The following is a 14,871-nucleotide window of genomic DNA, read 5'->3' as shown; positions in this document are numbered from 1 at the left end:
CAAAGCCGGGTGGCTTATGGGCCAGAGAAGCTCCACCGGGGAGCTTCTGACGTGTGGAGACTATATATGTCATATATCATTGATCGACGTCTTAACGGCAAAAACAAGAGTATGGTGAACCGGCAGCGTTTTTTACGCCGCTATCGCCAGCACATCAAGGAAGCCGTATCCGACGCCGTCAATCGCCGCTCCATCACCGATATGGAGCGGGGAGAGCAAATCAGCATCCCGACCCGCAATACCCATGAACCCGTTATCGGCCATGGCCAGGGTGGCAAACAGCATCGGGTCTTTCCGGGCAACAAGGAATTCAATACCGGCGACCAGCTGGAAAAACCCAAAGGTGGTGGTGGCGGCTCCGGTTCCGGCAAAGCCAGCAATCAGGGCGAAGGGGAAGACGACTTCAGCTTTTTTATTACCAAGGACGAGTTTCTCAAATATCTGTTTGATGACCTTGAACTACCCAACATGGTCAAGAAAACCCTGTCGCAGTCGAAAGAGTTCAAGACCCGGAGGGCCGGTTTTGTCTCGGAAGGCACGCCCAACAACCTCTCGGTTGTCCGCTCCCTGCGTAATGCCCATGCTCGCCGCATCGGGATGGGAGCAGGCAAACGTCGGCGTATTCGGGAACTGACCAGCGAAATCGAAGCCCTGCTGGCGGCTGGCAATACCAAAACCCATGCCGACCAGATAACCGCCATGCGGGAAGAAATCGAATCACTGGAGAAAAAACTCAAGCTGCTGCCTTTTATCGACCAGCTTGACCTGCGCTACCGCAATCAGGTCAAAGTCCCAACCCCTACCAGCAAGGCAGTGATGTTTTGTCTGATGGATGTCTCCGGTTCCATGACCCAGGACGTCAAGGATCTGGCCAAACGCTTTTACCTGTTGCTCTACCTCTTTCTGGAAAAGAACTATGAGCACATCGAGATTGTGTTTATTCGTCACCACACCAGCGCCAAGGAAGTCACCGAAGAAGAGTTTTTCTATTCCAGGGAAACCGGCGGCACCATCGTATCAAGCGCGCTGAAGCTGATGAATGACATTGTTCAGGAGCGCTACCTCAGTGGTGGCTGGAACATCTACGGTGCCCAGGCATCTGACGGCGACAACTGGGATGACGACTCCCCTATTTGCGCCAGAATACTCGCCGATCAACTGTTGCCCATCATCCAGCACTTTGCCTATATAGAAATCACCCCGCATGAGCATCAGGCACTCTGGTACGCCTATCAAAGCGTTGCCAAAGCCAATGCCCCTCAGTTTGCCACCGCCCAGATCCGTAATCCCGGTGATATCTTTCCGGTCTTCCGGGAACTGTTTGCCAAAGAGCGTTACAAGGAGGCCGTATGAGTCTCAATCAAACGTCAGACAAGCGCGAGTACCTGTCCACGGATTCCGACTGGACCTTTGCGCTGCTGGAAGACTACGATCGGGAAATTGCCCGTATCGCCAAGGGTTATGGCCTCGAAACCTATCCAAACCAGATAGAAATCATCAGCGCTGAACAAATGATGGATGCCTATTCATCGGTGGGCATGCCGATTGGCTACAACCATTGGTCTTACGGCAAGCAGTTTCTGGCTACCCAAAAAAGCTACCAGCGCGGGCAAATGGGTCTGGCTTACGAGATTGTCATTAACTCAGATCCCTGCATTGCTTACCTGATGGAAGAAAACACCATGCCGATGCAGGCACTGGTGATTGCCCATGCCTGTTATGGCCACAACTCCTTTTTCAAGGGTAACTACCTGTTCCAGACCTGGACAGACGCCAGTTCTATCATTGATTACCTGCTGTTTGCCAAGCACTACGTCCGCAAGTGCGAAGAGCGTTACGGTAGCGAAGAAGTTGAACGTGTGCTGGATGCCTGCCATTCACTGCAGAACTATGGTGTTGATCGCTATCGCCGACCACGGCCAATATCCGCCGCTGAAGAAAAGTTGCGTCAGGAAGAACGGGAAGACCAGATGCAACGGCAGATCAACGATCTCTGGCGTACGCTACCGACCTATAACACCGATGAAGTCAAAAACAAACAAGGTAAATTCCCGGAAGAACCGCAGGAAAACCTGCTCTATTTTCTCGAAAAAAACGCTCCGATTCTGGCCCCCTGGCAGCGGGAGCTGGTGCGTATCGTGCGCAAGATTTCGCAATATTTTTATCCACAACGCCAGACTCAGGTGATGAACGAAGGCTGGGCTACCTTCTGGCATTACACCCTGCTGAACCATCTGTATGATGAAGGCAAGGTCACCGATGGTTTTATGATGGAGGTGCTGTCATCGCATTCAAATGTGGTGCACCAACCGAGCTTTGACTCGCCCTATTACTCAGGCATCAACCCCTACGCACTCGGTTTCAACATGTTCAGGGACATCAAACGGATTTGCGAAAACCCGACCGCTGAAGATTATGAATGGTTTCCGGATATCGCCGGTAAAGACTGGCTGGAGACCTTGCACTTTGCCATGCACAACTTCAAGGACGAGAGTTTTGTACAGCAATTCTTGTCACCTCACCTGATGCGGGAATTCCATCTTTTCAGTCTTTATGACGATGACGAGCGCTCCCATTACGAGATCGAAGCCATTCACAACGACAGTGGCTATCGCAAGGTGCGGGAAATGCTGGCGCGCCAGTACGACCTGTCGGTCAGGGAGCCGAATATCCAGGTCTGGTCGGTCGACCTGCAAGGGGATCGTTCCATGACGTTACGCCATACCATGCAGGATGGCACGCCGCTCTCCACCGATGTGCACGAAGTGCTCAAGCATCTTAATTATCTGTGGGGGTTTGATATTCATCTGGAAACCTACAAGGATGGCAAACTGATGAGCAAGACCAGCTGCCCTTCCATGAAGGTAGCAGACTAACACTGTCAGCCAGTCCCCCGAGCGAGGATAGAGGCCCGACTCCCTGGAGTCGGGCCGCCCGCAACCTCTCAACTCTTCGATTAATTTTCTCGTCAATTACCAACAATCACCAGGCAATCACCAGATCATCGCGCTGGATCGCCAGCGAGGCCGCGTCACTGGTCATTTCTGCCACCACAAACTGGGGCTGTACCTGCTTGATCACGACTTCGGTTGCCATATCAGTCAGCTCGGTACGGGGTTCAAGGTCAAGATTATAAAAGGTGCCTGTGCGGTACACCTGAAACTTGTCACCGGGACGAATACCGGTACCACCACTGGCTTCAATGTGTATACGCTTGCCTCGGGCTGCCACGATACGAGCCATGAATGGCTGACACCGTATGACTTCTCCAATGTCATCGACCATGGCTTCCAGAATATGTCCCACTTCCTTGCCATAGGGAGTGCCCCAGAATACCGGCGAAGCAAACCCGACGCTGGCATTCCGCTCCGGTGTCCAGGCGCCAGACCCCTGATAAGTACGCTGAAACAACAAGGCACCGCTCAGGCCGTCATGCACAAACAGATCGGCGACAAACTCACGCTCCGGGGTTGCCCTATCCAGCCCCAATAGCGACTTCCAACCGGCCTGTGGTTCGGGTTCAGCTTGCTTGCCCGGATTGCCTTGCCCCAGCTGCCGCACCACACCAGACACTACATATTGCGCTCCCAACCGGGTTGCCAGCGCCACCGACGTTGTCAACCGCTGCTGACTCGTCTCCATTGATGGTGCCCGGCGTGGATCTTCGTACAGGCTGATTCGGCTGGCATCAAGCGCTTGAACAAAGCGGCTGTGATTCAATTCACTGATCAGTACTCGCGGTAAATCCTGTTCGATATTGTGCAGCCGTCCCAGAGTTGCCTGGGACGGTTGTGCCAGACCAAACCCAGCCACTGCAATCGCCTTGCGATAGGACTGCTGACTGGTCGAACACATGGCTTCCGGACGCACCGCTGCCCGAATTTCCAGTTCATAGATGCCATCATGCGGGCCTTCTCTCAGGACTTCGACGTTGTGCACACGGGCACGGCTGCGGATATCCATATCATCCTGATCCAGCTGCCCGGCAGACAGACGTTGGGTTGAGCGGATACTGGCTCCAGCCGTCAAGCCCGCCTGCCGTAACGCATCGGTCAGAGCATCTTCACGGGCCTGATTAACCGATATTTCAATGACGGCGCGACCGGTCACTTCCACCGTCTGCGCCTGTACTGATCCACTGAGCAACAGCAGCAGCACACTACTGATTCCGGCATACCATATCGCACACATTGCAGCCTCCCGGCTCCGGTCAGAAACCATCATCATTCAATAAAATAAAAACCGGAGTCAGGCACAGGCGCTTCACCCTTGACCCGGCTGCGCTGGCGTTCAACAAACTGGCTCAAGCTCGCGCCGCCAAGGGAAACTCGACAGTCAACGTTAACCCGCTGGTTATCCATGGTTTGCAGACAGTTACGGAAACCCTGATCAATGGTCATTTCCAGCAGGGTTTCCACCGTCCCATCCGGCATCACATCCGAACTGACCACCCGGGCGCCATGCAACCAGGTTTCGATATAGGTTTTCAGACGGTCGTTTTCGACCACCATATCGCGCACCGTGGTACTCCCTTGAATGGCCGTTCCGTACACCCGTTCAGCCATGGCTCGATAAGCATCCATACGGGCAGCACGAATCGCCAACAAACGCCGCTGGGCGTCCGTCATGCCTTTGCCGTTTGCCATTGCGCCATACCCCACTACTCGCAGCAGCATGGGGGCGATCGGATCAATTTGTTGTTCTACCGGTGAAAAATACGCTTCGGCGTCTTTCGGTGTGCTGCTGTGGCGCATCAGCATATCGCTACACCCTGTCATTATTAACGCCGTACAGACAAGTATCTGCAGATATAGCACTCGTTTCATGATGATCTCCGACCGGTTTACAGCAGTTATCGGCCGAAAATACATTGAGTTAAGCTTTTTTCCGCGCTCGCCAACGTTGCGGAGCCAGCAGCCCATGATGCAGCAGACGATCCAGCCTCTGTGGCCACTGATACAAGGCCAGCGCCAGCAGCAACAAACCAGCGCCCTGCAACGTCGCCAGCTGCAGCGTTTCATCGTTCAACAGGTGGCCCCAGAGCACCGCCAAAACCGGTGCAATCAACGTAATCATGGTGACCCGCGCGGCGCTGTAATGACGCAACACCAGGAAATACAGTACAAACCCGAGCAGTGAGCCAAACACCGTCAGGTAACCAAGACTGAGCAACCCTCTGGTTGGCCATGGATCTGGCCAGACCAAACCGAAAAACGGAATCGACAAGACGTACAACACCGACGACAACAACAGGCTGCCGCTGGTTTGTACCATCGGATGCAACCCGGCGTTGGAGCGTTTGACCCAGACGGCACTCAAGGCAAAACAAAATACCGAGACCAGAGTGCCGACAATGCCCCGCCAGGACTGCTCGTCCAGATCCAGGCGGGCAGCCACGACCAGTCCAAGCCCAGCCAGCGCCACCAGCAAAGCAAACACTCTCGCAGGCGTCAGCTCACGTTCTTTCAGCCAAACCCAGGCAATCGCCCCCGACAGCATCGGACTCAGTCCGTACAGCACCGAGATCAACCCGGACGGGATGTAATGAGCACCCCAATACACCGCCATCATGGCGCCATAAATACCGATGGTGCCGCCAACATAACTGTTGATCGCCTGCCGCGAGCGCTCCAGACGCTGCCCCATAATCCATACCAGCGGTAGCGACAGCATGGCGCTCACGGTCATTCTCAGCATGGCGGCCATAAAAAACCCGATACCTTCCTGGCTCGCTTGTAACGCCAGTGGTGTGGTCGACCAAATAAGGATGACCAGTAAATACGCAACAATTACTAACATGGCAGTTTTCCTGACGACCTGATCCGGCTGATGGCGACAAAATGGTGGTTTCCGCGCCTTGTTGCAACTGCTGCAGGCGATTCGCCTCGCAGGATAAGCCTGGACAATGTCAAAGAAAGGTCAGCGATTGTCATTCATGCGTCATCTGCAAGTAACCGGAAATTCATCAACCAACCATAGCGTTTCTCATTCTCGGCTAATCCCAAATCTTCAGAGGACGATGACATGAACCTATTCAGATTATCCACGCTTGCACTGGCAATCGTACTGGCGGCGTGTGGCAGTGATGGCAAGGACGGTCAAGACGGCCAGAATGGATCCAATGGCAGCGACGGAACGAACGCGCCAACCGCCAAAGCGCTGGATCTGACCATTCTGCATATGAATGACCACCACTCGCATCTCTCGGCAGAAACACTGGATATCGACACCTCGGCGCTGGCGTTAAACGCCAAAACGGAAGCCGACGAAGCCATCAGCGAAGTCGCGGTTGAATACGGCGGCTTCCCGATGCTGACCACTCTGTTTACTACTCTCAGCAACCAGCACACCAATGTGCTGAAACTGCACTCCGGTGATGCGGTTACCGGTACGCTGTACTTTTCACTGTTCAACGGTACTGCCGATGCTGCCGTTATGAACCAGATCTGCTTTGATGCCTTTGCCCTCGGCAACCACGAATTTGATGGCGGCGACTCCGGCCTGGCCAACTTCCTCGATTCCCTCAACGCCAGCGCTTGCGAAACCGCGACCCTGGCTGCCAATGTGCAACCATCCGCCACATCGGCCATCGCCAGTGGTTATATTCAGCCCTATACCATCGTTGAAAAAGACGGTGAAAAAATCGGCATTATTGGTATCGATATCGCCAGCAAAACCCAGAATTCCTCCTTCCCTGATGCCGGTACCCTGTTGCTGGACGAGACCGAAACCGCCCAGCAATACATCGACGAGTTAACAGCGGCGGGGATCAACAAGATCATCCTGATGACCCACTATCAATATGCCAACGATCTGACTCTGGCATCCAACCTGACTGGCGTTGACGTGATTGTCGGGGGCGATTCACACACCCTGCTGGGTGACAGTACCTTTACCAAGCTGGGCTTCAACCCGGTCGCGGCATACCCCACCGTCGTCACCAACAAGGATGGTGACACCACCTGTGTTGTACATGCCTGGGAATACGCCCATTTGTTGGGCAAACTGGATGTCAGTTTTGATGCCGACGGGGTTGTCACCCAATGTTCCGGTCACCCCTACCTGCCGATTGGCACCACTTTCACGTATGCCTATAATGGCAGTGAAGACCGCACGCTGGACGCCGTGGATGCCTTCACGGTAACGCAGCAACTGACTGCTGACGACGACGTCGTGTCTACCATCGCCGACAGCAACAGTGCTGCTATTCTGGCAGGCTACGACCAGGTTGCCGATGTACTGCGTCAAACCGTCATTGGCACCATCTCGGAAGATCTCTGTCTTGAGCGTATTCCCGGCCAGGGCCGCTCCAGTATTTGTGATGTCTCTGACACCACCGTGCATGGCAGCGATATCTCCAATATCGTCGCCAAAGCCTTTATGACCATCACGCCAACGGCTGACATCGCGATTCAAAATGGCGGTGGCGTCCGGGTCGACGTCGCCTCAGGCGACTACACCATTGCCGACGCTTACTCACTGTTGCCATTTGCCAACACCATGGCAACCCTGGAAATGACTGGCCAACAGATCAAGAACGTTCTGGAAGATGCGTTCGACTACGCCCTCAGTGACGGCGGCTCTACCGGCTCATACCCTTACGCATCCGGCCTGCGTTTTGACGTAGATGCCTCGCAGGCCAAGGGCAGCCGTTTCAGCAATCTGGAAGTCAACTCCCGCGTCGCCGGTGACTGGGGTGCCATCGATCTCGCCGCCACCTATATCGTGGTGACCAACAACTATATTGCCGCTGGCCAAGACGGTTACACCACCTTTGCCGAGATCACCGGGGATGCCTATGTCGATACTTTTACCGAGTATGCGCAAGGCTTCATGGACTACGTCAAGCAGCTCAGTGACGCTGGCCAAACCGTCAACAAGCTGCCCATTAGTGAATACTCCACCCAATCCTACATTGGCACGGACAGCTGTAATCACAGCAGTGGCAGCTGCATCGGGTTCTGAGCCAGAACTGGCGGATCTGACCAAACAAACAGGGGCCATTGGCCCCTGTTTGTTGTCTCTTACCCCTGTGTCGGCGGGTAGTAGCCAGAAAACTGCCGCGCCAGGCTGGCCGCATAGGTATCAGTCATGCCCGAGATATAATCGATGGTGCGCATATAACTCTCGTACAATGTCCAGCCGGGCTGTGGAGCCGAGCCCCCCATCAATTCCAGCAAGCGGGCATTACGAAACGTCGGAGCCTGACTGGTTGCACACTCTCGCGCCGCACTGAGAAAAGCTTCCAGCAGAATACCCAGCGTCGTGTAGGAGCCAATCTCGATTGTCAGCTTGCGCCCATCCCTGAAGATGCGCTGGCGCGCCAGTTCCTTGGCATCAGCCACCACATGGCGCACGGCTTCCGGGCAATAGTCAATAATGCCGCCGTCCAGACAGCCTTGCAGCAGTTGCGCTTCATGGCGAGTAAAGCTGGCACTGACCGCTTGTACCATCACCTCCATCGCATAACCGCGCAGAATCTGTAACTTGCGGCGGTCACCCTCTTCGTTGGCCAGATCTTCCTGAACCTGTTCCCACTGATCGACCAATAACGGACTGAGCAGGGTTTCGACCTCGTGATACTGCAACAAGCCCACTTCAACGCCATCTTCAAGGTCAATCAGACCGTAACAAATATCATCAGCGGCCTCGACCAGATATACCAGCGGGTGGCGACACCAGCGATCCTCTCCCCGCTTGAGCAGCCCCAAGGCGCTGGCGACTTCTCGCAGAATCGGCAGCTCCGACTGATAACAGCCAAATTTTTTCGCTCTGCCCTGCGTCACTTCGGCAACACTCCAGGGATATTTGAGAAACGTCCCCAACGTCGCATAGGTTAACCGCATACCGCCCTTGAAGCGGTTGTATTCCACTTGGGTCACCAGCCGTAACCCTTGGGCGTTACCCTCAAAGGTCATCAGGTCGGCCTGCTCCAGTGCAGACAAGCCTGCAAGAAAATGGTGATTCTGTGGATCCATAAACCAGTGTCGAATCGCGTCTTCACCACTGTGTCCATAGGGCGGATTACCGATATCGTGAGCCAGACAAGCGGCCTGAACCAATGCACCGAGATCGCCAGCATCGATAAACTCCGGCAGTTTATGCGCCATGGCGTTACCGACCATGCTGCCGAGCGAGCGGCCGACACACCCCACTTCCAGTGAATGAGTCAGGCGACTGTGCAAGTGATCATTTTCGGTCAGCGGATGCACCTGGGTTTTACGATTCAACCGCCGAAACGCCGACGAAAAAATGATACGGTCGTAGTCCTTGTGAAAGGGAGTACGGCCGATATCCAGCGCCAGACGTGCCTGGGTTTCGCCGTAGCGCAGCGGCAACAGTAATTGCCGCCAGTTCATGCACCCGCCATCCGGTTGCTTTTCCATAGACTCTGCTCCGTTCATTACTGCTTATATGCCTGGCGCGTTGATCGGTACGCACCCTTTCCAACCCGCCGTTCAGCCCACAACATCAACCCTCAGGCTGTCTCCCCGCCCACGCGGTCAAACAGGCGACGCCTGATGCTTGCGACCATGGTATAGCAACCGGCTGACTTTCTATAACCTGCTGATTTAACAAATATTTTATTCTGAGTCGTGGCCTGTTTTGATGCTACTACCAAGGTCTATCTGTTGCGCTATCAGGCTTAGCTGCTAGTTTTAGCTTACCTATAAAATAACAATTAGGAGGGGTTATGGCTTTCAAGTCTGATGATGACAAAAAGGCCTACTGGCGCAGAAACATCAATCTGATGAAAGTGCTGCTGGTAATTTGGGCTTTATGCTCATATGGATTCGGTATTTTGCTTCGTCCGATACTCGATGTTATCCCGGTGGGTGGCGTTGGGTTGGGATTCTGGTTCGCTCAGCAAGGTTCCATTTATGTGTTCCTCGCAATCGTATTTTATTACGCCAAGAAAATGCGCGATCTCGATCGTGAATTCGGCGTTGAAGACTAATAAAAACAAATAGCTGAGGAATCAATAATGGATCTCACGACCTTAACCTACATCGTTGTAGGTCTGACCTTTGCCCTGTATATGGGTATTGCGGTATGGGCCCGAGCGGGCACGACCGGCGAATTCTACTCTGCAGGCGGTGGTGTTCATCCAGTCGCGAATGGCATGGCAACCGGTGCCGACTGGATGTCTGCGGCTTCTTTTATCGGCATGGCCGGTCTGATCGCCTTTAAAGGCTACGATGCCTCCATCTTCCTGATGGGCTGGACCGGTGGCTATGTCCTGCTGGCACTGTGCCTGGCACCTTACCTGCGTAAATTTGGCAAATTCACGGTTCCTGACTTTATTGGCGACCGTTACTATTCCAAAACCGCCCGTATTGTTGCTGTTATCTGTCTGATTGTGGCGTCGCTGACGTACGTTATTGGTCAGATGAAAGGGATCGGTGTGGCCTTCTCGCGCTTCCTCGACGTTGACTACGCAACCGGCCTGTACTCCGGTATGGCGATTGTATTCTTCTACGCCGTATTGGGCGGTATGAAAGGCGTCACCTACACTCAGATCGCGCAATACTGTGTACTGATTTTTGCCTACACCGTTCCTGCGGTGTTTATCTCGCTGAACCTGACCGGCAACCCACTGCCACAACTGGGTTTCCTCAGCGATACGGCTGATGGCACGCCGCTACTGGTCAAACTGGATCAAACCTTGGTTGATCTCGGTTTTGCAGAATACACCGCCCAAAAAGGCGGCACCTTTAACATGATGATGTACACCCTGTCACTGATGTTTGGTACCGCTGGTTTGCCTCACGTGATCATCCGTTTTTTCACCGTGCCGAAAGTATCCGATGCGCGTAAATCTGCTGGCTGGGCATTACTGTTCATTGCCATCCTCTATACCACCGCACCAGCGGTTGGCTCTATGGCCCGTCTGAATCTGACCAATACCATTCAGAACCCTGAATTCTCAGTAGGCGATCCGCAAGCCAACCTGGAATACGAAAAACGTCCGGATTGGTTCAAGAATTGGGAAACTACAGGTCTGCTGCAGTTTGAAGATAAAAACGGTGATGGTCGTATCCAGTATTATGATGATACAAACCCTGAGTTCGCCGCCAAAGCTGAATCATACGGCTGGAAAGGCAACGAAATGGTCAAGGTTGACCGGGACATCATGGTCTTGGCTAACCCCGAAATTGCCAACCTGCCTAACTGGGTCATTGCACTGGTAGCCGCTGGTGGCTTGGCAGCTGCGCTGTCGACAGCAGCCGGCTTGTTGCTGGCTATCTCTTCGGCTATCTCTCACGACTTGCTAAAAAGCACCTTTATGCCAGACATCAGTGAGAAGCAGGAACTCATGGCTGCTCGTATCGCCATGGCAGGTGCCATTTTGGTAGCGGGTTACCTCGGTCTGAATCCGCCCGGATTCGCGGCTCAGGTAGTAGCTCTGGCCTTTGGTCTGGCAGCGTCCTCGATCTTCCCGGCATTGATGATGGGTATCTTCAGCACCAAGATCAACAACACTGGTGCAGTCGCCGGTATGCTTGCTGGTCTGCTGTCTACTCTAGTATACATTTTCACCTACAAAGGCTGGTTCTTTGTTGCTGGCACCGAAATGTTGCCAAACACACCGGACAACTGGTTCCTTGGTATTGCACCAGAAGCCTTTGGTGCTATGGGTGCGCTGATCAACTTTGTTGTTGCCTTTGCGGTAACCAGCATGACAGCTCCCGTACCTAAACATATTGAGGAAATGGTCGAAAGTATCCGTGTTCCCAAAGGCGCTGGCGCTGCTCAAGATCACTAAGATGTAATAAGCGAACTTTCGTTATAACCCGGTTTCGGCCGGGTTTTTTTATGCTTGTTGTTTGGTTTTGTGGATACACGGTAAGCGTCCGGCGAGCGCACCTTGCCAGGTATAACTGGCCTCCAGTTATAGGCAATAGCTCGGTTTTTCTGCGTCGGCAACCAGGCCAATGCATCTTTCAGGCAGGCATACGGATCGTACCCGTCAGCTTGGCTGACTGGATCAGTGTCATGACCGTTGTGGCACGTTGATCACTGTGCAGAGATCCCGTAAACAGCCTATTAGAACGGTCCAGGGCTGGATCTGGTTTTCCACCCATTTATTATCGATGGGCAACGTGCTTGAACTGGCAGCCATGAGTAATGAGTGCTTTCCAGCTGGTGAGTCAGGTTACGGGGCAGTTCCTGTTGTAGAGGTTTGCGCTTGAGCGTTTGCTTGGGCCGGGACGCTGTCTGCTCCTCGGTCATGACCTCTGCCAGATCGGCCTCGACCGCCGCTGATCACTATCAATCAGTTTTACCCAGCAGTTGCCCCTGCATCGCAGTACACCAGGGCCCGTTCTTTATGCTCGACACGATCGAACAATTCCATGGCGAGGGCAACTGCTCACCGCGCCAGGCTTCGCCCCAGTGGAACTCGTGAAACCGAGCTTCCAGTCCGGCGTTATTCGTCGCTTATTTAGTTCGCTAAACGTAAGCGACCGGTAATCACACCTTGATGGCCGGTTTCCAGTTGTACGGCAGCAGCTCTTCGATGGCGTTGTTCTTCTGCGTTGGCAGTCGAGTCAGCACATCTTTCAGGTAGGCATAAGGATCATGGCCATTCAGCTTGGCTGATTGGATCAGACTCATGATCGCGGCAGCGCGTTGACCACTGCGCAACGATCCAGCGAACAGCCAGTTGGAGCGACCTAAAGCCCAGGGGCGGATCTGGTTTTCCACCCGGTTGTTATCGATCGGGACGCTGCCATCATCGAGGTAGCGCGTCAGCGCACCCCAGCGTTTCAGGCTGTAATCCAATGCCCTGGCGGTGCCGGAGCCATCCGGCACTTTTGTTCGGTGGGCAAGCATCCACTGATGCAAGGCATCGGCTAGTGGGCAGGCTTTGGCTGCCCGGATGGCCTGCCGTTTGTCCGGCGGTAAGTCCTTGGTTTACCGCTCTACTTCGTAGAGATGTTTGATGTACTCAAGGGCCTGGGCAGCCAAGGTGCTCTGGTTGGCCTGGTGCAGGTCATAGAACTTGCGGCGGGCATGGGCCATGCAGCCGATTTCTACGATGCCCTTGCCGAACCCGGCTTTGTAGCCAGAATAATCATCACAGACCAGCTTGCCTTGCCAGTCACCCAGGAAGGCGCGGGCGTGTTCGCCGGCACGGCTCGGAGCAAATTCGTACACCGTTGCTTTCAGGTCATTGAACCCGGTGCTGCAATAGGCCCACACATAGGCTTTGTGGGTTTTCTTCTTGCCCGGCGCCAACGTGCTGACCGGAGTCTCATCGACATGCCGTACCGGATGTGCCAGTAACTCGCGGCGCAGCGCATCCACTAGCGGTTGCAGCTGTACGCCGCAGGCGCCCACCCATTCGGCCAAAGTGGAGCGCGGGATTTCGAGACCGGCGCGACCGAAGATACGTTCTTGGCGGTACAGCGGCAGATGATCGGCATACTTGGCGACCAGCACCTGAGCCAACAGCCCCGAAGTAGGGATGCCCTTGTCGATGATCTGTGCTGGAACCGGTGCCTGGATCAAGGTTTCACCGTTGTCGCAGGCCCACTTGCCGCGGATATGGCGCTCTACGCTGAACTCGCCGGGAATGTAGTCCAGCTTTTCACTGACGTCTTCACCGATGCGCTTGAGCTGGCAGCCACAACGACACTGCGTGTTGTCAGGCTCGTGGTGGATCAAGGTGCGGGGCAATTCAGGCGGCAGCGGGGTGCGCTTGGGTTGTTGCTTCGGCTTGGAGGTCTGGCCGTTAGCGGCCATCGCCTGCTCAAGCTCGACGTCAATGGCGGCCAGATCGCTGTCGACCAGCTCATCCAGCAGCAAGCCTTGCAGCGCATTCGATTGCTCACTGCGCCGGGCAAACTTGTGGCGCTTGAGGATAGCCAGTTCGAGCGTCAGCTTGTCGTTCAGTGTATTCTGTTCACCAGCGCTCGATCTTTAGCCGCCAGCGTGGCCATCAGCTCTGCGGTCAAGACGCGGAGTTGGTTGGCGGAGAGCTGGTTGAGATCAGGCTGCCGGGTCATGGCAATAGTATGCCAACCCTGTGTCCGGCTCGGAATTCACCCTTCGGGTTATGGTCACCAGCAGCAGAATATGATTACAACACTGAGATGATCCCAGCCTCACCAATACGTTGCCATGGTAGGCCCTGGGCCAGGGCAACCAACTGCTCGTCTGTCAGGTTCACTCGGTCACCGCGCTTGTTGGCAAACAGATACGCACAGTGTGGTCTGGCAGCACCGAAGACCTGGATAACACGTGCCAAGGCCGTATCCGGACCGGCGCGCATATCCAGCGGTTCGGTGGCGAGCCAGATCTCATCGATGCGGATCACCGCAACAGATCGCGTAACAAGGCCGCGCACTGATGCGCCTGGTCGGCAGGCCACTCCACGACAACAGCGCCACCGACATGGGGTATCTCGATACGGATACTGTTGCGCGGGTTACCGTGTGCAGTAGTTGGCGGGGCTGGCAGGTTAACCAGAACGAACGCCGGCACTGAAGTAAGCGGGTTATCGGTTCGTCGCGACTCACTGATCCAGCGTCGCACCAGATTGGCGTTGAGACCATTATCCAGGGCAATGCGTGCTACGGACGCACCCGGTTCATAGCAGGTGGCGACGATGCTGGCCTTGAAGTCTGGGGAATAGCGACGGCGTTTTTGGTAAGGCTTGGTTACGCTTAGAGTGCTCATATTAAGTGTCCACTAGAAAATAGGTGGACACTATCCTGACGTCAGCTGCGCCGGGCTCAAGATGAGATTACCGGTCGCTTACCTTGGACAAGTATCCTGACATCAAGAAGTGACTTTCAGTAAGACATAACGTAAAAAACCCCGCCCTGCAGCGCAGGACGGGGTGTTCTGTTTAAGAGCTTGACG

Annotated in this window: 11 protein-coding genes and 2 pseudogenes; 5 read left to right on the top strand and 8 right to left on the bottom strand. The window is 54.5% G+C overall.

Annotation, left to right across the window (positions count from 1 at the left end):
* Nucleotides 1-66: 66 nt before the first annotated feature.
* Together WG929_RS17840 and WG929_RS17835 are read left to right on the top strand one after the other, a co-directional pair.
* Nucleotides 67-1,353 carry a YeaH/YhbH family protein gene (locus WG929_RS17840; RefSeq protein WP_416207171.1) on the top strand — a complete coding sequence of 429 codons (1,287 nt, stop codon included), beginning with the start codon at nt 67-69 and terminating at the stop codon, nt 1,351-1,353.
* Nucleotides 1,350-2,876, top strand: coding sequence for a SpoVR family protein (locus WG929_RS17835; RefSeq protein ID WP_416207170.1), 1,527 nt, complete (start codon nt 1,350-1,352; stop codon nt 2,874-2,876). The genes WG929_RS17840 and WG929_RS17835 overlap by 4 nt, the downstream gene beginning before the upstream one ends.
* Before the next feature lie 106 nt (nt 2,877-2,982).
* On the opposite strand, the gene WG929_RS17830 is transcribed toward WG929_RS17835, so the two are convergent.
* Genes WG929_RS17830 through WG929_RS17820 form a run of 3 tightly spaced genes read right to left on the bottom strand, consistent with a single transcriptional unit; the run spans nt 2,983 to nt 5,799 of the window.
* Entirely contained in the window at nt 2,983-4,191 is a 1,209-nt protein-coding gene (locus tag WG929_RS17830) for a flagella assembly protein FlgT (protein WP_416207169.1), read from the bottom strand.
* Nucleotides 4,192-4,223: 32 nt separating this feature from the next.
* Nucleotides 4,224-4,826, bottom strand: coding sequence for an LPP20 family lipoprotein (locus tag WG929_RS17825; protein WP_369857009.1), 603 nt, complete (start codon nt 4,824-4,826; stop codon nt 4,224-4,226).
* A gap of 49 nt (nt 4,827-4,875) precedes the next feature.
* Entirely contained in the window at nt 4,876-5,799 is a 924-nt protein-coding gene (locus WG929_RS17820; protein WP_416207168.1) for a DMT family transporter, read from the bottom strand.
* A gap of 225 nt (nt 5,800-6,024) precedes the next feature.
* On the opposite strand from WG929_RS17820, the gene WG929_RS17815 reads away from it, so the two are divergent.
* Nucleotides 6,025-7,965, top strand: a complete 1,941-nt coding sequence (locus tag WG929_RS17815; RefSeq protein ID WP_416207167.1) for a 5'-nucleotidase C-terminal domain-containing protein — start codon at nt 6,025-6,027, stop codon at nt 7,963-7,965.
* Nucleotides 7,966-8,024: 59 nt separating this feature from the next.
* Here the strand turns inward: WG929_RS17815 and WG929_RS17810 are convergent, their stop codons facing one another.
* A complete protein-coding gene (locus WG929_RS17810) occupies nt 8,025-9,386 on the bottom strand; it encodes a deoxyguanosinetriphosphate triphosphohydrolase (protein ID WP_416207166.1) in 1,362 nt (453 codons plus the stop codon).
* Nucleotides 9,387-9,694: 308 nt separating this feature from the next.
* On the opposite strand from WG929_RS17810, the gene WG929_RS17805 reads away from it, so the two are divergent.
* Both WG929_RS17805 and WG929_RS17800 read left to right on the top strand, forming a co-directional pair.
* Nucleotides 9,695-9,958, top strand: coding sequence for a DUF4212 domain-containing protein (locus WG929_RS17805; protein ID WP_369857005.1), 264 nt, complete (start codon nt 9,695-9,697; stop codon nt 9,956-9,958).
* Between the two features lie 27 nt (nt 9,959-9,985).
* Nucleotides 9,986-11,767 (top strand): sodium:solute symporter family protein, encoded by a 1,782-nt coding sequence (locus WG929_RS17800; protein ID WP_416207165.1) that lies wholly within the window; start codon nt 9,986-9,988, stop codon nt 11,765-11,767.
* Between the two features lie 116 nt (nt 11,768-11,883).
* On the opposite strand, the pseudogene WG929_RS17795 reads toward WG929_RS17800, so the two are convergent.
* The 4 genes and pseudogenes from WG929_RS17795 to tnpA form a co-directional block, all read right to left on the bottom strand.
* Nucleotides 11,884-12,103: pseudogene (locus WG929_RS17795) on the bottom strand (IS66 family transposase); the annotation flags it as partial.
* A gap of 371 nt (nt 12,104-12,474) precedes the next feature.
* Nucleotides 12,475-14,012 (bottom strand): annotated as a pseudogene (tnpC, locus tag WG929_RS17790) (IS66 family transposase).
* Between the two features lie 74 nt (nt 14,013-14,086).
* A complete protein-coding gene (tnpB, locus tag WG929_RS17785; protein WP_416207164.1) occupies nt 14,087-14,323 on the bottom strand; it encodes an IS66 family insertion sequence element accessory protein TnpB in 237 nt (78 codons plus the stop codon).
* Nucleotides 14,320-14,685, bottom strand: coding sequence for an IS66-like element accessory protein TnpA (gene tnpA / locus WG929_RS17780; protein ID WP_416207163.1), 366 nt, complete (start codon nt 14,683-14,685; stop codon nt 14,320-14,322). Before tnpA ends, tnpB begins: the two co-directional genes overlap by 4 nt.
* Between the last annotated feature and the right edge of the window lie 186 nt (nt 14,686-14,871).

This window comes from Oceanobacter antarcticus, assembly GCF_044962685.1.
Taxonomy (GTDB): domain Bacteria; phylum Pseudomonadota; class Gammaproteobacteria; order Pseudomonadales; family Oceanobacteraceae; genus Oceanobacter; species Oceanobacter antarcticus.
This window is presented reverse-complemented; position numbering and strand designations above follow the sequence as displayed.

Bases quoted from the DNA above. Each gene is read 5' to 3' on its own strand.
- WG929_RS17825 (WP_369857009.1), bottom strand. From the start codon at position 4,826: ATGAAACGAGTGCTATATCTGCAGATACTTGTCTGTACGGCGTTAATA.
- WG929_RS17840 (WP_416207171.1), top strand. From the start codon at position 67: ATGTCATATATCATTGATCGACGTCTTAACGGCAAAAACAAGAGTATG.
- WG929_RS17805 (WP_369857005.1), top strand. From the start codon at position 9,695: ATGGCTTTCAAGTCTGATGATGACAAAAAGGCCTACTGGCGCAGAAAC.
- tnpA (WP_416207163.1), bottom strand. From the start codon at position 14,685: ATGAGCACTCTAAGCGTAACCAAGCCTTACCAAAAACGCCGTCGCTAT.
- WG929_RS17820 (WP_416207168.1), bottom strand. From the start codon at position 5,799: ATGTTAGTAATTGTTGCGTATTTACTGGTCATCCTTATTTGGTCGACC.
- WG929_RS17800 (WP_416207165.1), top strand. From the start codon at position 9,986: ATGGATCTCACGACCTTAACCTACATCGTTGTAGGTCTGACCTTTGCC.
- WG929_RS17830 (WP_416207169.1), bottom strand. From the start codon at position 4,191: ATGTGTGCGATATGGTATGCCGGAATCAGTAGTGTGCTGCTGCTGTTG.
- WG929_RS17835 (WP_416207170.1), top strand. From the start codon at position 1,350: ATGAGTCTCAATCAAACGTCAGACAAGCGCGAGTACCTGTCCACGGAT.
- WG929_RS17815 (WP_416207167.1), top strand. From the start codon at position 6,025: ATGAACCTATTCAGATTATCCACGCTTGCACTGGCAATCGTACTGGCG.
- WG929_RS17810 (WP_416207166.1), bottom strand. From the start codon at position 9,386: ATGGAAAAGCAACCGGATGGCGGGTGCATGAACTGGCGGCAATTACTG.